Raw genomic sequence first — 18,418 nt, 5'->3', positions numbered from 1 at the left:
TGAAAGGGTATCAGTATAAGTAAAACTTGATAGTCTGTCGGTTAACCTTTTAAATCTGTCAAGTAACGCAAATGATACGTTTTCTGTTAAGGAATGTGAACCCCTAAAAAACAACTGGAAACCCTTATCTTGCCGTTGTGCCGGGACTGTAGTATGATTTATGAAGATAAATTAAACATGAGACGTTGGGTTTATATTCGCTTTTATCGATAAATTGAGTCAAAAAACCTCCCAATTGCCGATTACGCCAACAATCTGATAGTTTTAAGAATTAAACACTACAAATACTACACGCCGATCTCAACGACACAATTTTGGCAACGCCATCCGTGGCTGATTTGACAAAAAAAACGCTATATGCAGGGGAGTCAGACGAAAAAATGAGCATCCATATCTTTGGCATACGTCATCATGGACCTGGATGTGCGCGATCGCTCTGTCATGCTCTGCAGAGTCTCAACCCGGATATCCTGTTGGTGGAAGGTCCCCCAGATGGGGATGGGATGCTGCCTTTAGTTGCCCATCCCCAGATGCAACCACCTGTGGCGTTATTGGTTTATAGACCCGACCAACCCCAGAAAGCGGTTTATTATCCTTTTGCCATCTTTTCCCCGGAATGGCAAGGGATTGATTATGCCTTAAATCAAGGGATTCCGGTGCGGTTTATGGACTTGCCCTTGGTGCATCAGTTGGCAGGGGAAGATGAGGGAGATGGGGGAGATGGGGGAGATGGGGGAGATGAGGGAGATGGGGAAGATGAGGGAGATGGGGGAGATGGGAGTTGTAGGGGTTTGGTCTCCAAACCCCTTTTCATAGATGAGGGAAAGGATGAGATTTACTATGATCCGTTGGGTTATTTGGCAAGAATTGCTGGGTATAGTGATGGGGAACGCTGGTGGGAACAGTTAGTCGAACATCGCCAGGAGAGTACGGATGTATTTGAGGCGATTTTAGCGGCAATGACGGCGTTGCGTCAGGATGTACCCCCCAGAGATAACCCTAGGGAAGCGCAACGGGAAGCCTATATGCGGAAACGGATTCGGGCGGCGCAAAAAGAGGGATTTCAACGTATTGCTGTCGTCTGTGGTGCATGGCACGCCCCCGCTTTGGTGGATATGCCTGCGGCGAAAGCGGATAATGCGTTGCTTAAGGGATTGGCGAAAACAAAAGTTGAAGTCACTTGGATACCTTGGACTTATGGGCGACTGGCATTTAAGAGTGGCTATGGGGCGGGGATTGAATCGCCGGGTTGGTATGGTCATTTGTGGGATTGTTATCAGGATGGGGGAATTGGGGGAGCCGGGGGAGCCGGGGGAGCCGGGGGAGCCGGGGGAGCCGGGGAAGCAGGGGGAGATGAGGGAGCCGGGGGAGCCGGGGGAGCCGGGGGAGATGAGGGAGTTGATTCAAGTCTGAGTCAGGGCGGGTTTTGTACAAATGTTACTATCAATCGCGACAAGAGAGTCCCTAAACCCGCCCCTACACCATCAAAACTTGGTCATTTGGGCGGGTTTTGTACAAACGTTACTATCAATCGTGACCAGAAAGTCCCTAAACCCGCCCCTACAGCATCAACAATCAACAATCAACAATCAGCGATCGCGATTCGTTGGTTGATTAAGGTGGCGCGGTTATTGCGTCAGGAAGATTTAGATGCCTCATCTGCCCTTATGATTGAGGCGGTACGGTTGGCGGAATCTTTGGCAGCATTACGCGATCGCTCTCTGCCGGGTTTGCTTGAGTTAAATGAAGCCACGCAAACGGTTCTCTGTTTTGGCAGTGATCTGCCGATGCGGTTAATTCAGGATCAACTGATTGTGGGTGAACGATTGGGAGAGGTTCCCGATGATACGCCCATGGTTCCCTTACAACGAGATTTACAGCAGCAGCAGAAACGCTTACGCCTCCGGGCTAATCCTACCGAGAAACAGTATGAACTCGATTTACGCAAAACAAATGACTTAGCGCGATCGCATTTACTCCATCGTCTGGATTTACTCGGTATTCCTTGGGGGATACGGCAATCGACAAGGGGGAAAGGAACCTTTAAAGAAGGATGGCGGCTGCAATGGCATCCGGAATTTGCGGTGAAACTAATTGAAGCCGGGATTTGGGGGAATACAATCGATTCATCGGCGACAGCATACACCCGAAATCAGGCACAACAGGCTCAAGCGTTACCGAGTTTGACTCAGTTAGTTGAAACTGTCTTATTGGCAAATTTACCCAATGCGTTACCAGAAGTGATGCATCGCCTGCAAACTGAAGCCACTCTTAACCGAGATGTCGCCCAATTAATGGAGGCATTACCCCCATTGGCGCAAGTCTTACGCTATGGAAATGTCCGCCAAACCGACACTCGGATGATTATCTCGGTGGTAGAGGGATTAGTGACTCGGATTTGTCTGGGTTTACCTCTAGCTTGTGCATCTCTGGATGATCAAGCGGCGCAGCATATCGATCAGCGTATCCAACAAATGAATTACGCGATTTCACTGTTGAATAATTCGGAGTATAAACAATCCTGGCAACAGGTATTATTGCAACTGGCGGATCAAGCCAACCTGCATGGGTTACTCGCAGGTCGAAGTTGTCGATTATTATTGGATGCTGGGGTATTTAATCGAAATGACACCTCCCGTCGGTTAGAATTTGCTCTATCTCACGCCAGCGAACCTCCTCAAACGGCGGCTTGGATAGAAGGGTTTTTGCAGGGGAGTGGATTGTTACTCTTGCATGACCATACCTTGTGGCAGATAATTGATGATTGGGTTATTCAGCTTCCAGGAGAAACCTTTACCGAGATATTACCGTTATTACGTCGTACTTTTGCCAGCTTTTCTACGGCTGAACGACGCCAAATCGGTGAACGAGTCAAACGGGGAACCTCGGTTGAAACACCAGGGATAGAGGAGGAGGAATTGGATTGCGATCGCGCGAATACGGTTTTGCCGATTGTGGCGCAGTTGTTAGGATTGAAATAGTAGGGGCGGGTTTAGGAACTCTCTTGTGGCGATTGATGCTAACGTTGATACAAAACCCGCCCAAATGACCAAATTTTGATGGTGTAGGGGCGGGTTTAGGAACTCTCTTGTCGCGATTGATGCTAACGTTGATACAAAACCCGCCCAAATGACCAAATTTTGATGGTGTAGGGGCGGGTTTAGGAACTCTCTTGTGGCGATTGATGCTAACGTTGATACAAAACCCGCCCTGACTCAGGGTTAAATCATCTCCCCCATCTCCCTATTCCCGATACAAAAATAACTCGTCCTCAATATCTTGCTGCACCTCAGTATTTATCTCATCACTGATCCTTAAACAATCCACCAATAATTGATTCGCATCATAATAATCCCATAGCGATCGCGTCTGGTTTGTGCTAAACTGCCAATCATGTTGCTCCTGTTCATGTTGTCCCAGGAAAAAGCGAACTCGTCTGATCCAAGATTGACGATGATTAAACCACCATTGGTTCAACATCTCCAGGTTAGATTGAAACTCAAACACCGGATCGAGTAAAGTGTTTAGTGATCGCGCTAATGTACCCAGACGCTCAGGATCAACCGCTAGGTTAAATGCTAGACTATAATTCAAGGTAGCGTTCAGAATTAATGCCCGGTATAACGGTGGCGAAAACGACTCGTTGGGCAAATAATCCGCCACCTTAAACGCTAACGCCTCCGGTAATATAAACTTAACGTCTAACTTTCGGGGTAAGGATAAGCATGAGAGTAATTGCTGTAACGGTGGCGCTTCGCAAGGTTGATCAAGCAGATATGAATTGAGTGTCTGGGCTAACGCCTGATCCAAAATTAAAGCCAGGGCAAAATCAAAGGATCGCACAGCGGATGACTTGTGGGATAATGGACTAGATTTGGATTGATGGTCTATCCAGTTCACGAATTGCCCTAATCGCTGATCCGGTATCAATAACTGATCCACCCCTTGTTTCATCGCCTGGATTAATTGTTCAGGGTGACGCAATAGGGTGAAAGTGAATAAAAATACCTCTCGCCAGGATTGTTCAGTCAAGTGCGTCACTAATTCCGCGATCGCGTTAGAGTTCTGATTCGTTTTCGTGGTAAACTCTCTAGCGGTGAAGTATTGCTGAACACTCAAATTAGCAAAAGAATAGATGCGCCGCGATCGCTCCACCAATACTCCATGGTGACATTCAATCGCTTTTAAAATCCCTTGACTCTGTATCTGTAAGCCAACCGGATCAACCTCCTGATAATCTGGGAGTGTTTGCAGATAGTCGCCAATATAGTGTTCCAACTGAGATTGGGCAAAGCAATACTGCTGTTGGGTAAAGGTAACAGACGCCACTTGATCCAACAGCTTCAACCGATTCACCAAGGACAACGGTTGCTCAGCGAAATCTCGCTCAACCCCTTTCGAGTGATCCCATTTCTGGAGCAGAATATCCAATCCTTCCTGATAAAGTCTAGCCTGTTGGCGAGGAAAACGGGCTTGGGATTGGAAGACATGGCAGATGAAACTGAGTAATAGAGGGGTTTTCGCCATGTCCTGAATTATCTGGTTTTCCGGATACTCCAGTTGGGCAATAAACTCAGTCGTTTTCGCTAACCCCCTCTCCCAATTAACACCAGCCAAAGCCACAAAGTACTTCCGGGCAAAATGACTAATTTGAGTCAACGTCCAATTGGCAAGTTCCACCTCAGTAAATCCGCCAAACCGATACAATTCCACCCCAGTGCGACAGGTGATCACATAGCGATTTTTAGCATAACGATTACAGAACCAACGCAGTTTGTTGAATAGGGAAAAACGCCTCGACGGGGAGATTTCATCCCAGCCATCTAGCAAAATTAGCAGTTTACCCTCCTGGAGTAAGGTTTTCACCGTTTCCCCAGAGACACCGCGATCGCTAAAATCTTGGCAGATATAATCCAGCAAACTCAGCGTATTGGCTTGTTGCACCAAAACCCTCAATTCAATATAAATCGGCACCCGATCTGCCGCAAATTTGCCTTGATTACACTGAATCGCCACATACTGCAACAACGTAGTTTTACCCGTTCCCGGTTTCCCCCAAAGGATTAGGTTGGTTTGTCTTGCCAACACCGCCATTGCCAACACTCGTTCCTGAGAGATTCCATCCACACTCAACCCATAACCCCTCTCCCGATTCACTTGAAAATGTCGCCGCCAATCCACCAAGTCGAACCAGCATCGGTTGGGGATATCTTGCCAAACCTCCACATCAATATAAATATCCGCTAGGGAAATCGGTTTCGGCAAATCCCATAACTGCACGGTACCCAATTGAGTCTCAATCTGATCCTGGCAGCAAGCACGAACCTCTGCAACTAAGGCGTTGACTTCAACGGGCTGATTTCCCGAAAAATTCATCGGTTGGGATAGCCTCTCGTCTGGAACCTGAGTCGCCACCGCTTGCCAGGATAAATCAAGTTGCGAGCAAATCTCGATGAAAATCCGTCGCTCAACGGGACGACCCGCAAAAAATTTACTGATGGATAGGCGAGTCTTAACGCCGACCTTTTTTGCCAGCACTTGATGAATCCACTGTTTCCGCGCCATCGCTTCTTTGGCTTGGACGATACCCTTTGTATTTGCCGAAAGCGATCGTTTACCCATATCACACCTTAACCCTCCTCGGACACTGATTCAGCGATCGCATCCTGTCAGGGAGGTTCTGAAAAAATGGTAACACAGCTATCCAATAACCTCTTTATTTATATTGAATGGACGCGACAAGGTGCATATCAACATCCAATCTGGTTCTCCTCAACTGGGATGACTGAATCCATGTACTCTATGATACCTCAATTCAGTTCTCTGATTGGCGCTACCGATTTAGGTGATATAGAAAAAACACACCAAATCATACCAACTTATACATATTGACCATAAATCTCAACGCGATGTTGATATATCACCCTATAGACTAGGATAAAGCTCCTCAAACTGGAGTCTAGCATAAGTTTATCTAAACTATACATGTGTTAAATTAACTTAAAAACAATCATCCAATTATTTAAGTTGCGTAAAAAAACATCAAACGAAAACATTTATCATTTAAATCAGACAAATTAAGGGAAGAAAAAATCAACAAAAACCTTGACGAACTCCGGGGATCGTGTAGTCTGTAAGACAGATAAGGATTATAAGTTTACAAGCTTTTGAAAAATGAGAAGGTAGGTTTTGATAAAATGCAACTTTTACAACAGGTAAGACCCACTGACTCCCCCCAAACTAACTTGAGTCGCTTAAAGTACGGATTTACCTATAAAATCTCCCAAGAGCTAGAAGAGCAGATGCTCCTGATCAAGATTTTCCTCAAACTCCTAGAAGATTCCCAGGGACACCTGAGCGACGATCAACAGTTAGAGTATCTGCAAATGATTCAAGACTCGGTACACCAGATGACTCAAGCCTTACAGGAGGCGATCGAGGATTTTGTCGCCGAAACTGGTTAACCTTTAGTTAACCAGCCGTCTGATAACATTGAGGGAGATGATCATGATATGAACTTAAAAACAGAACCGTCTTTAGAAATCTTGTCCAAACTAGGATTAGCCTATTGGCTGGAAGTCATTACCCATGATCCTTGGTGTGTTTACTACTTTGGTCCCTTTGGCACAATCCGAAATTAACCATAGATGTAGCTTGCTTCTTTTCGGGAAGCGAGTATTAATTTTCATTGTTAACCTTAATTTTGTCTGACTACTTATAGACACAAAATGATGTGTCTAGTCAAGACAATTTTGGGGTTAAAGTTCAACGACTGAATCGATATCCTTGACTTGTGTTACAACCTAAACCCCTGAATCAACTTTGAAGTTATAACCATGAGCAACAATGTGCCAGTCCAAACCCGCCTCTTGAAAGTCATTCAAGAAGAAATTGAAAACGCCTTAGACGCTTATCCGAACAAGTTTTGCCAAATTTTTTTTACCTGTACCAACCTACGCCAGGACTTACTATGCTACGTTTTGTGTAAACTATCGAATGATCCCCAGGCTGTTGCGGTTAAACAAGGCAAAAAACTGTGCAGTAAGCATACGTTTCCCTATTATTCGTTGGAGATGCGATTACATCTGGAATCCTATATTCGTGAAGGCATGAATTGTTTATTGTCAGATACTTACCACGGTTTCAATTTCGGGAATAGGGAATAGGGAATAGGCAATAGGCAATAGGCAATAGGCAATACTTTTATTTACATTCTGCTTTCATTGAATTCTTTTTTAATCAACCCATTCTAATCAAATCATGAGAACCATAAACTATGCAGTATCAATCTGTCGTCATTGCGGTCACTATCAACCCCAAAAAGGCTGGGGAGGTTACTGTCAACAGCTAGGCGTGGCTGTACAGGGAAAATGGAAAGCTTGTCCTTTAGCTATTTCCCCCTTTGCCACCTATGCTGAACACCTCGATGGGGTGGACTGTGGCTTAACGCATCGATAATTTGTTCCTTCCTGTGGTATCACTTCCCATGTTTAATTCCTTACCGACTGAATACACCAATCGAATTCTCTGTTACTATACAAATACTAGCAAACAGATTCAGATCATTCGGATCACCGATATTCCCAATTGGTACTTTGAGCGGATTCTATTTCCCCAACAGCGCCTCCTGTTTGAAGCGATTCCCCACGCTCATTTAGAAGTCTATAAAAAGAGATTTGGCGTGGCAGATTTAGCGGCTACGATTCTGTGCGATTTCTTGCAAGTGCAAGAGGAAGCAGAAACGCCTTCTCCTTTATATATATATCTAGAATATCTAGAGAGAGCGAGGTTATGAAGTAAGCCGTTCGGCATTTAAACCGTAATGTCAATCATAACGAAATCCTTGTAGTGCGGGCATCTTGCTCGCTACTAAGTCGTCTGATTCTCCATTACCCCGTCAATTCCCCCCGCATCACAGTAACCGCTTGTCCGCCCAGAATGACGCGAGCGCTCCCGGTATAACGTACCTTGACTACCCCGCCTCGATGGGAGGCTTGATAGGCTAAGAACTCATCTTGATTCAGGCGATCGCGCCAGAACGGTGCTAGACAACAATGGGCTGCACCCGTCACCGGATCTTCATCAATCCCTAACCCCGGTGCAAAGAAACGAGAAACAAAATCATACTCCGAACCCGAATCAGTCTGACTGGTAACAATAACATCAGATATCGGTAAAGTTTTGAGTAAGCCAAAATTGGGCTGTAGATGTCGCACCATCTCTTCCGATTCCACTTCCACCAAATAGCCCAAAGAATTCTGCCAAACTGATTGAATCGGTACGCCTAACGCTGACGCAAGATCTGGGGGGGCGGTTATGGGTTGGGAATGATTCACCGGAAAATCTAACTCAATCCATTCACCCTGACGCTGGGCGATGAGTATCCCGCTTTGAGTATAAAAACGGGCGGGTTTCTCCGGGGACAGATAACCCTCTGACCACAACACATGGGCGCTAGCTAAGGTCGCGTGACCACAAAGGGGGACTTCTACTATCGGGGTAAACCAACGCAGATTAAACCCATCCTCTTGGGGAACCAAAAAGGCAGTTTCAGACAGATTCATCTCCTGTGCCACATTCTGCATCCAGCTATCCGGTTGGGGAGTCGGCAAAACACAGACAGCGGCTGGATTACCCTTAAACGGGGTACAGGTGAAGGCATCGACTTGAATGATTGGCTGGTTCATAGTTTCAGCAGTCAGTGATTACCAGATCCCCAATTTCTCAAAGAATTCGCGGATCTTACTGGCATAGATTGTAGACTCAAATGATTTACAGTTGCTCAATCTCTTCTCTAGTCAGTCCTGTTGCTGCTGTGATTGTGTCAAGATCAGTTCCTTGTTGTTTTAAGATTCTGGCTATGTTAATCTTTTCCTGCTGTTTACCTTGCTCCATGCCCTCTTCTAAACCCTCCAATCTTCCCTCTGAGCGTGAACTTTCTATTAGGCTAATTTCGTAGCGTCGATTCTCCATAAATCTCAGGTAGTTGGCTCTTTCTGCTTCACTCAAACTATCGACGAGTAAATTTTCCTTCGCTTCCGCTAACCCTTGGGCGGTAAATTCTTCTTTGATTTGACTCTTTTTCAGGAAATATATCCATTCATCCAAGGTATCCTTCGCCACCTCGTTAAAGTTGTTGACTTTAATCACATAATACTCTGGAAAAATCTCATAGACATCTTGGATATTAAACAACTCCTGCTGCTTGATTAATAGCCTTAACTTATCGTCTAAGTGAAGACCACGAAAATAGAATTTGCCTTGGTAAATATAATCATTTCCCTGTCCCAAAGAACAGTAGTCGATATTCACTGAATAGACTTTTGTGACATTTCCGTAAAGTTCTCCTCTTTCCAGAAAGTGGGTAATTAATCTGGATGTGCCGTAAAGCATCCGATGAAAATAATCTTGCTCTGTACTGTTTTGTACTTCAATCAGAAGTAATTCTCCCTGGTCATTTTCCGCAAGAATATCGACTCGATTTAACTTGTCCGCCTCGTCTTGTTGATTGCTTTCACTTTCGAGGATGGATTGGATCGCGATCGATTTCCTCAATAACTCGCTTAAGAAACCTGCCAATACACCGTAATTAGCTTTGTTTCTCAGGAGTTTTTTAATCGCCCAATCAAATCGGATGTGGGTTGGGGGCATAACGGCATTGATGGGAACGTCTACTGAATCTATTTTGACAGATTTCGTCCTATTCTTTCAAGATAAGTGGTTCAATCTTTAGGACAAGAGTACAGGTTATAAATGAACCTCTGAGCGTGAACTTTCTATTAGACTGATTTCATAGCGCCGATTCTCCATAAATCTTAGGTAGTTGGCTCTTTCTTCTTCACTCAAACTATCAACGAGTAAATTTTCCTTCGCTTCTGCTAATCCTTGGGCGGTAAATTCTTCTTTGATTTGGCTCTTTTTTAGAAAATATATCCATTCGTCTAAGGTATCCTTTGCTACCTCGTTAAAGTTGTTGACTTTAATTACATAATACTCCGGGAATATCTCATATACCTCTTGGATATTAAACAGCTTTCGCTGGTTTATTGATAGCCCCAACCTGTCTTCTAGATGCAAGCCCAGAAAATCCAATCTACCTTGATAAATATAATCATCTCCCTGTCCCAGTGAAAAGTAGACGATATTTACTGAATAGACTTTTTTGACCTTCCCGTAAGCCTCTCCTTTTTCCAGAAAGTCGGTAATTAATCGGGATGTGCCATAAAGCATCCGATGAAAATAATCTTGCTCTGTACTGTTTTGTACTTCAATCAGAATTAATTCTCCCTGGTCATTTTCCGCAAGAATATCGACTCGATTTAACTTGTCCGCCTCGTCTTGTTGATTGCTTTCACTTTCGAGGATTGATTGGATCGCGATCGTTTTTTTCAATAACTCACTCAAGAAACCTGCCAACACACCGTAATTGGCTTTGTTTCTCAGGAGTTTTTTAATCGCCCAATCAAATCGGATATGGGTTGGAGGCATAACGGTATTTAGGAAAACGTCTACTGAATCTATTTTGACAGATTTCGTCCTATTATTTCAAGATAAGCGGCTTAATTATTATAGTGGTTTATTGAGAGTAATCTAAATATAGGATTCTGATGATGTTTAACTCATGCAAAATTTTATCTGATGAGCGATCGCCCTATTTCTTCAAGCACAGCAACAGTGCAAAAACCATCAGGAGTAAGGCTTCTGTCTCCAACAGTCCGTTCAAGGTTTGGGCATCTTCAGGTTTGAGGATAAAATGCGATCGCAACAGCGTATAAGGCAAAAATTGAAGCAGGGTAATACCGCCAAACACGAGCCACACCGACCAAGCTAACCCGCACCAAAGAGCGATCGCTGTCACGACATCAAAGAGCAACAAGGTAATATCCATGACGCGCCAGAGGAGTGGTGTAGATAACCAAGGAGTCCCCGTCAATCCGGCGATGTTGCTAATGTGAACGGTAGCTCCGTAGAGCAGAATCAACGCCAGAAACTTGGCATATCGGGCTGTCCAAGGATAGTTTAGGGCAGTATTGATCGCATCATTATTCATCACTTTAGAGTTCTCATAATTAATCCAGTTTATCGCTGGAGGATGACAATTAATACCAAATCCGATTCCTTAGACGTTGCTAACAAATCTCCAATAGCAGACAAGTGACTGAGCTACACTACAAGTCTATTTTGGCTAACGACCAGTTAATCCCAGGGACATTGGGCAACTCACTCCCATCATCTTTTCCAATTTCGGATTGAATCCGCTGTTGTAGCTTTTGGTTCATTGATAAAAGTAAATCTTCATTTTTAGACTTGTCTAGAGCAAGATTATTCATTTCTTGTGGATCATCCTTTAAGTCAAATAACTCCACATCATTGGCAGCATATAAATCTTCGAGACTTGAGGGCTGATTATGTTCAGTGGGAGAAAAATATCGAGTGAATTTATATCGACCATCAAAGACCGTGCGAAGACTACCTCTTTTCTTCAGATTGGGGCGAGTTCCTTCTTTAATCGCTTTTCTTATGCCTCCATCTTCATCTTTGACAATAGATAGAAAGCGAACCAGTTCACTGTCATTGGTCATTAAACCGCTATAGGTAAATAAAATACTGTCACGCGCTGCATCGACAGAGGCTTGTTCGGGTTGGCTCAATAAAGTTGTCAAATCTTTACCCGGTAACTCGCTTCCTACTAGATCAGCTTGTTCCTCAACCTTCACTCCAGCCAGAGACAGGAATGTGGGAACTAGATCAATATGGGAGGTTAACGCCTGACAGTTTTGCCCTCCTTCTACATCAGGATCATTCAGCATACGCCCACGATTTCGTAGCCAACGAATTGCGCTTCCTGCTACTAAATGGTCATTGAGATAGCCGCCTAAAGTATGACCAACGATATCACCAGGATCGTAGTAGTCTGAGAAGCCATACTCTGCCATTGCCTGAGTTAAATCTAAAGGTTTATGCTCGGACTCAAAATCACGGCTGAGATGCCACTTTCCTTTATAGGCAGTGTAATAGCCAGATTTACGGAGTAGATGCCCATAGGTGGGAATGTCAGTGGATAGATTAGAAACGTAACGTACATCGGTATTTTCAAACATACCATTGACTGGAGTCGATAGCCCCGTTAAAAGCACTGATCGTGATGCAGTACACATCGTTGATGAGGTGTAGTGATTGTGGAACGTAATACCAGTTTGTTGTAACCGTTCATGTCCGGGCAACGTGAGTCCTGATGGTTTTTGACGAAAATATCTTTCTTGATCGGTGAAGATGAACAAAATGTTGTAACCATCGGCTTGGGGAGATAAAGGCGGCAACTCCAAGTCTTGAGATTGAGAGTGCGATCGCTTTTGGCGGCAACTCCCTAATAGGCTTACCGTGGCGGTTCCCGCCACGGCATACTGAATAAAAGAACGTCTAGACAATGAATGATAGGTCATTTGATTGGTTAATTCTATGAATAAATCAGTGCCGATAAAGTTCTTGATTTTGACGACGTCCTAGGGTCTGGGTTACTCTGGCGATCGCGAGTCCTAAATAGGTGTAATATTACCAAACCTCTATCACCAGCGCAATCGTGAGGAATTATACCCAGGAGTCGTTAAAAAATCTTGACAACTAGCCTTGTAAGTGGGTGGACATAATTAACGTGAACGGTGGAGATCGTCATTCGTCGTTCGTCGTACTCGCGAGAGCGAGAAGCAAGCTGCGTCATTTGTAAGGATTTGAGGCTTGTTTACTTGCACTTAGTACAGTGCCGTTTTCTTTTGTCCGACTACTTAGCAATTTTGAATGTTATTTTTCTGATAGGTAAGTTTAAATGTACAAAGATCAACCCAGTAACACAGCGCGTAAGGTAGCACTGAACATTGTCACTCTGGGTGCGAAGCCCGGAATGGACAGGATACTGCCAGCCGGAATTGTCAACGCCACCGCAGATTTACTGGTAGCATCGGGTGCGGTTAGTGCCACTGCCGTTCAATGGTCTCGTTCCCGCAGAATGGTTTGGGTGTACGAGGCTTTTGACTGGATGATGAAAGGACAATTTGAAGCCTTTGGACATAGAAAAGCGTTCTGTGAACGTCAGGTGAGGGAAGGAATTCGTTCCGGGGCGTCACAGGTTCTTGTCTTGGGAGCCGGATATGATACCTTGAGTTGGCGTCTGGCATCGGAATTTACAGAGGTTAACTTTTTTGAGATCGATCATCCTGGCACAGCCGTCTTGAAAGCAAAGGGAATTGAACGGATGGGTGACAGAGAGAATCTTTATTTGTTGGCAGAGGATCTCGGTCAACGAAAACTGGTCGATGTTCTGAAGACTAATAGATTATGGGATACAACCGCATCTACCGTGATCATCGCTGAAGGTCTGCTGATGTATCTGTCTCCCCCAGCTCCCCAGGAGTTGTTTCGCCAATGTGCGGCGATGACCGGTGTCGGGAGTCGGATTGCCTTTACCTATGTTGGCACGGGTGCGGACGGACAGCCCGATGCTGGCGATTGGACGGGACTTGTGCTTTGGATTCTCAAGGTAGGTGGGGAACCATGGCTGTGGAGTATTCTGCCTGAGCAACTTGGGGGATTCCTGGAGGAAGTGCAATGGACAAACGCTCCTGATTTAGTTGGGTCAAGCGCCAAACATGGCATAGAGTATTTTGGTGTGGCGATCAAATGAATTGTCGGCGAACACAGCGCAACTACGAGCCGACGCGATCGCTCTATTTCTTAGCCCACAGAACAAACGCCAAATCACCAATACTTTGACCAAGCATTAACACCTTTTTCAATCATTCGGCTTGCCAGCTTGGAGCATAACTCTGACACGTTTCCCTGGCACTTCTGGCAATCTCATCTTGGGGATTAGTCAGGATAGGATGATGACGAAGGCGGCGACAGGCAATATCTAAAACAGTATCCCATCTACCTGGTAAAACTTGGAAGGAAGTCGAAACTCAGTGCGATTGTATTTATGCCATTACCAATAGCAAAATCCGACCCTAAAGCATTTCCTTGCTTGTCAAGAACTTGGATGTTGTTATTTTTATCTACCGTTGCGATATATTGGGCATCATCACTGAAAAAATATTCAGGATAGAGTTTTTGGTTAAATTTGGGTTCGGCTGATGTATCTGCAACTTTTCGTAATATTAAATATGCTCTTTCCTGGGTTATTTCTAACCATCCTGTATTTAAATCAGAGGGGTTAAACCGCCGAATGGGATCATCAATCGACTCGTATATATTAACCTTTACCGTCTTTAATTCATACCCTTTAATATCGTCAATTACTTTTGATTTTCTAATGCCAGTGAAAGGTTCAATATCCCAAATTATAACAGTTCCATCATTTCCACCACTGACAATAGTATTATAATTATCACTAAGAGCTAGAGTGTTTATATTAGGCTGTTCTAAGCCTCCATATCTATTCAATAAATCAGTTTTTCCTTCATTGATGCGTCCACCGCTATGCCCTAGTAATGGATAGTCAAGCTCATTCCATTTATTAAATCTATACGAAAACTGAAAAAATCTTATAGTTCCATCATCGCCAGCACTAATTATTTGGTTATTTTCAGGATTAAAAGCTAATGCATAGGAATTAAACTCATGGGCTTGGATACTAACTGGTTGAGTATAATCATTTGACTGGTCAATGCTGAGGATGTGAATAGTATCTCGATGGGGTTCATTCCCCAGTGCTGTACTAGCAATTAACTGATGATTCGATGTATCTTTAGCAAAAACGATAGATGTTACTTGCCCAACAACTTGTCGCATATCTGCCAGTTCTGGCTCATTACGCCCTACTACACTTAATATTTGTGGTTCAATATCTAGTCTTTCCAAATTCCAAAGTCTTAAGGAATGTCCTTCTCCTCCTACTACAAGAGTCTTCCCTTCAGGATTGACAGCGATCGCAGTCACAGCACCTGGACGATTACCAATCACCCGAACATCAGCACTGTCTTGACTAGGATTAATATTGAATTCCCTTACCGTACCGTCATCCCCACCACTGTAGAGAGTATTATTGTGTTGTGGATGAAACACCAAAGCCCGAATGGGTGAGTTCGGAGTTTGTAAAATAGGTGATGCAGCGTAATTTTCTAGATTCCATACCAAAATTTGTCCATCTTCCCCACCACTTACCAGGTTTTTTCCATCAGGACTGAAAGTAATGGTCAATACTGCTCCGCTATGATCTTGCAACTTTTGACAACCGAGTGAATTATCGGCAGTTTTTTTCCAAAGGCAAATCTTGCCATCAATTCCTGCACTAGCAATGAGGTTATTCTTGCTAATTGCTACAGAAGTAACTGCTCCATCATGCCCTCGAAGAATATTAACTTCTCTGGATGCTTCTAATGCGCTATAAAGACTGGATTCAGCAGCTCCTAATAAATCAGTAAAATTAGAGTAACTTGCGCCAACTGCTTGAATTGCTGATACCAAACCTTGAGTTGGTTGTGTTATGAGTAAATTTCTAGCCGTAGCAATATCTTGTCTTAGTTTGGTTTCCTGGCGCAATCGTTCAGCTCTTAACCAGAAAACGCCTAATAACGCTGCGACTATGACAGCAGCGATCGCTGTTAACTGAGTCCTTCTCAGCTTCTCTTTTTCCAGATGATCGCGCTTATCCCGACTTTCATCTAAAAACTGGTTTGTGGTTGGACTAAACCCTCCAAGAACCTGATTAAAAGTTTCATTCAGTCTCAGTTCTAAAGCCTGCTCTAAGCGAGATCCTGACCACAAATCCTCCGATGATTGTGTCTTTTGCCACTGAATCACATCATCGTTCAAACGGTTACGCAGGGCGATCGCCTGACGGTTTTCCGTGATCCAAGTATTTAGAGTTTTCCAAGAGGTAAGTAACACTTCATGGGCGATCTCGATTGTACTGTCTTGAGACTCTTTTACCCGATTACTCACCAGCAGGTTTTGATTCACTAACTGAGTTAAAACAGTTTGCTCCAGTGGAGCGCTAAATTCTGAGCGGTTAGCGCGTCGTCGTACAGGTTTCCAGTCTGTTCCAGATTTTGTATCTGTGCCAATATCAACTAACTTGAGGAAAATTCTCTGAGTCGCGAGTTGTTCGGCGTCAGACAAAGCACTGTAGATGCGATCAATACATCTTCCTCTCAAAGACTTCTAGAGGGTGTATGCAACTTACTTTTTAAGGAAAAATGGTCTGCCCCGTGAATTGTTAAGCTTGGAGCTAGGATTTACAGCACTTTCTAACACAGTGTAGTCCAGTCACCAGGAAATAGTTTTTTCCTACTCTTGTGTTGGTGGATTATAAGCTGTCATGCATTTAAATTGGGTATTAGCAGCGAGCAAGATGCTCGCACTACAAGGATTTTGCCATTCTTGGCATTTATAAGGTTTAATTAAATGCCGAACAGATGAGCAAGTCGGAAAACGCTGTATTTAGAGCGGTGCTACTTATACTTATTATATTCTACCTCTTCAAAAATAGAGTAGCGTCGAGAATTAGCCACAGAATTAGTCCGTCAGTCAGTTGGAGACAGGAGATTTCCTCCAGCAAGCCCAACTCTATGCAGAAGCCTGAATTTGGCATGAGTCACTCGCGATCGCGCTACAATTACGTCATACTCATCCTGATGTGTTGGCAGGGCTTTTGCAATCTGTGGGGTTAGGACGTTTTGAGTGTTGAATGTAGAGATGTGCCATGGCGCGTCTTTCTGGCGCTTCTTTCTGGGGCGGTTTTACTCCTATCATTGTCTTCCCAGATGTGACTAAACCTGCCCTGACTTAATGTTAAGTTCTAGAATTAGTTAATTGTAAATATAACTAAAGCCATGACGAATGACGATTGCCCATCAGCTAGCAGCTTGATGATGGGACTTTAATAATTTCTTTACAGTCTCGACAATTTCTTGGGGATGACAAGGCTTGGCTAGGTAAGCATCCGCGCCTTGCTTCATTCCCCAGTAGCGGTCAAAATCCTCTTTTTTCGCCGAACACATTAACACTGGGATATTCTCAGTGTCAGGTTCCGATTTCAGACGACGACAGACTTCATAGCCATTCATCCGGGGAAGGACAATATCCAAAATCACCAAATTTGGGCGAAACTGCTGAATTTTCTCCAGCGCCTCCACACCATCCCCAGCCGCAATCACTGTCAGCCCTACACGCTCAAGCAGCTTAGAGAGCAAATGTTGTTGGGTGAGATCGTCCTCTACGACTAACACTGTACTCATAACAACCTATACCTACTATGGCTCTCTAGCTTTCAGGTATTATAACATTTCCTCTGAGCGACAAAATATGGTCATAAGGCTGATTTCAGGTCACTCAAGTTCCGCAATCTGGCTGAATTTGGGAGTGCAGGGTGCAGGAATGCTCGTGACGTACCCTGCACCGCTGTTCCTTCGCTTCTCTCAGGAGGATAAGGGAGATGGGGACGTTCCAGAGGTAGCCGACTACCTCTGGAACAATCACTCAGGCATCCGTCATATAAACTTAAGATTACCGAATCGGCGGACAATTCAAATCAATTAAATATCCCCCTGCCTCAATCACAAAATCATCGAAATCATCATCACTGCCAACTTCTACCCGTCCCCCATCTTCCCAAGACACGCGACTTCCTGTAATAGTACCCTTTCTCCCCCCGTCCAAACGACCATTAAACTGAGCCAAGTTTTGGGTCGAAACAATACGACGTCGGGTTTGACCCGTAGGACTTACGGATTCAAGAAAGAAAACATAGCGGTTATTGGCTTTAAACATAAACTCGTTGAATTGATTCGATATCGTTCCCCCCTCAACTGTTCCGACAAAATCCGCTTGCGTTCCCAGATCATTTTGACCACGAGAGCTTTGTATCGGCTGGTTTGTGCCAAAAGCATCATAGGGTTTGACTTCCTGAAACAGAATCGTTTCTTCCCCGGTTGTTTCATTCCGTACACCAAACGCGGCTAGGTATGAGCCATGAGATTGCAGGAATTCAAATTCCACAATCGTATCCTCTGGGAATTGCACTGCCCGATTATCAAAGATATCCTGAGCTTGCACAGACGTTGCCAGAGTACTCATTAATCCAGTCGCGATCGCGCCAATGAACCAAGATTTGCTGTAGAGTTGTCTCATTGCGAATTATCCTTATTATCAAAACCCTGTTCTTGAGCGAAGCCAAGGATCAAACCTTAATCCTTTACCACGCCAACAGCGCCAGATTTGACCAAGAACATGTCCCATCTAGTCCGGTAATCTGAATCATCTTTTAGCTTCAGTTCTCAGTGTTCTAACGCTGACAAGCAACAGGTACTGGTAACGTTAACATCATCATCGCGCACCCTAGCTTAATAACTACTATTATAAAGTGTTGCGATCAGTACAATATTCCACGGAAATATAAATACTTAAAGTTATAAACACTTAAAGT

Annotated in this window: 16 protein-coding genes; 7 read left to right on the top strand and 9 right to left on the bottom strand. The window is 44.2% G+C overall.

All coding sequences use genetic code 11. The features are described 5' to 3' along the window. Nucleotides 1–380: 380 nt before the first annotated feature. The gene (locus RIB93_RS22590) at nt 381–2,981 is read left to right on the top strand and encodes a DUF5682 family protein (RefSeq protein ID WP_446375885.1); all 2,601 of its coding nucleotides are present in this window, start codon (nt 381–383) and stop codon (nt 2,979–2,981) included. A 262-nt stretch (nt 2,982–3,243) separates the two neighbouring features. Here RIB93_RS22590 and RIB93_RS22585 read toward each other — a convergent pair whose 3' ends face one another. After that, the gene (locus RIB93_RS22585) at nt 3,244–5,622 is read right to left on the bottom strand and encodes an NACHT domain-containing protein (protein ID WP_446375840.1); all 2,379 of its coding nucleotides are present in this window, start codon (nt 5,620–5,622) and stop codon (nt 3,244–3,246) included. A 575-nt stretch (nt 5,623–6,197) separates the two neighbouring features. On the opposite strand from RIB93_RS22585, the gene RIB93_RS22580 reads away from it, so the two are divergent. From RIB93_RS22580 to RIB93_RS22560, 5 genes are all read left to right on the top strand, one after another. Next, a complete protein-coding gene (locus RIB93_RS22580) occupies nt 6,198–6,464 on the top strand; it encodes a hypothetical protein (protein WP_446375838.1) in 267 nt (88 codons plus the stop codon). 48 nt (nt 6,465–6,512) lie between these two features. After that, entirely contained in the window at nt 6,513–6,641 is a 129-nt protein-coding gene (locus RIB93_RS22575; RefSeq protein WP_446375836.1) for a DUF1816 domain-containing protein, read from the top strand. Between the two features lie 195 nt (nt 6,642–6,836). Next, entirely contained in the window at nt 6,837–7,166 is a 330-nt protein-coding gene (locus tag RIB93_RS22570; protein WP_446375834.1) for a hypothetical protein, read from the top strand. Between the two features lie 94 nt (nt 7,167–7,260). Next, complete coding sequence (locus tag RIB93_RS22565) at nt 7,261–7,458, top strand: hypothetical protein (protein ID WP_446375832.1); 198 nt, start codon at nt 7,261–7,263, stop codon at nt 7,456–7,458. Nucleotides 7,459–7,486: 28 nt separating this feature from the next. Then, nucleotides 7,487–7,795: a DUF1830 domain-containing protein gene (locus tag RIB93_RS22560; RefSeq protein WP_446375831.1), complete on the top strand. Its 309-nt coding sequence runs from the start codon at nt 7,487–7,489 to the stop codon at nt 7,793–7,795. 94 nt (nt 7,796–7,889) lie between these two features. On the opposite strand, the gene RIB93_RS22555 is transcribed toward RIB93_RS22560, so the two are convergent. The 5 genes from RIB93_RS22555 to RIB93_RS22535 form a co-directional block, all read right to left on the bottom strand. After that, nucleotides 7,890–8,687: a PhzF family phenazine biosynthesis protein gene (locus tag RIB93_RS22555; protein WP_446375829.1), complete on the bottom strand. Its 798-nt coding sequence runs from the start codon at nt 8,685–8,687 to the stop codon at nt 7,890–7,892. A gap of 85 nt (nt 8,688–8,772) precedes the next feature. Further along, nucleotides 8,773–9,651: an Rpn family recombination-promoting nuclease/putative transposase gene (locus RIB93_RS22550; RefSeq protein WP_446375827.1), complete on the bottom strand. Its 879-nt coding sequence runs from the start codon at nt 9,649–9,651 to the stop codon at nt 8,773–8,775. Nucleotides 9,652–9,747: 96 nt separating this feature from the next. Next, complete coding sequence (locus RIB93_RS22545; protein ID WP_446375825.1) at nt 9,748–10,488, bottom strand: Rpn family recombination-promoting nuclease/putative transposase; 741 nt, start codon at nt 10,486–10,488, stop codon at nt 9,748–9,750. A gap of 163 nt (nt 10,489–10,651) precedes the next feature. Further along, nucleotides 10,652–11,050: a hypothetical protein gene (locus tag RIB93_RS22540; protein WP_446375884.1), complete on the bottom strand. Its 399-nt coding sequence runs from the start codon at nt 11,048–11,050 to the stop codon at nt 10,652–10,654. Nucleotides 11,051–11,168: 118 nt separating this feature from the next. Continuing rightward, the gene (locus RIB93_RS22535) at nt 11,169–12,443 is read right to left on the bottom strand and encodes a sulfatase-like hydrolase/transferase (RefSeq protein ID WP_446375823.1); all 1,275 of its coding nucleotides are present in this window, start codon (nt 12,441–12,443) and stop codon (nt 11,169–11,171) included. Between the two features lie 380 nt (nt 12,444–12,823). Here RIB93_RS22535 and RIB93_RS22530 point away from each other — a divergent pair, with 380 nt between their 5' ends. Next, nucleotides 12,824–13,678 (top strand): class I SAM-dependent methyltransferase, encoded by an 855-nt coding sequence (locus tag RIB93_RS22530; protein WP_446375821.1) that lies wholly within the window; start codon nt 12,824–12,826, stop codon nt 13,676–13,678. Nucleotides 13,679–13,923: 245 nt separating this feature from the next. Here RIB93_RS22530 and RIB93_RS22525 read toward each other — a convergent pair whose 3' ends face one another. From RIB93_RS22525 to RIB93_RS22515, 3 genes are all read right to left on the bottom strand, one after another. After that, entirely contained in the window at nt 13,924–16,149 is a 2,226-nt protein-coding gene (locus tag RIB93_RS22525) for a WD40 repeat domain-containing protein (RefSeq protein ID WP_446375819.1), read from the bottom strand. A 698-nt stretch (nt 16,150–16,847) separates the two neighbouring features. Continuing rightward, complete coding sequence (locus RIB93_RS22520) at nt 16,848–17,231, bottom strand: response regulator transcription factor (protein WP_446375817.1); 384 nt, start codon at nt 17,229–17,231, stop codon at nt 16,848–16,850. Nucleotides 17,232–17,499: 268 nt separating this feature from the next. Further along, nucleotides 17,500–18,123, bottom strand: a complete 624-nt coding sequence (locus tag RIB93_RS22515; RefSeq protein WP_446375815.1) for a hypothetical protein — start codon at nt 18,121–18,123, stop codon at nt 17,500–17,502. Nucleotides 18,124–18,418: the final 295 nt, after the last annotated feature.

Source organism: Coleofasciculus sp. D1-CHI-01, assembly GCF_040218875.1.
Classification (GTDB): domain Bacteria; phylum Cyanobacteriota; class Cyanobacteriia; order Cyanobacteriales; family Coleofasciculaceae; genus Coleofasciculus.
This window is presented reverse-complemented; position numbering and strand designations above follow the sequence as displayed.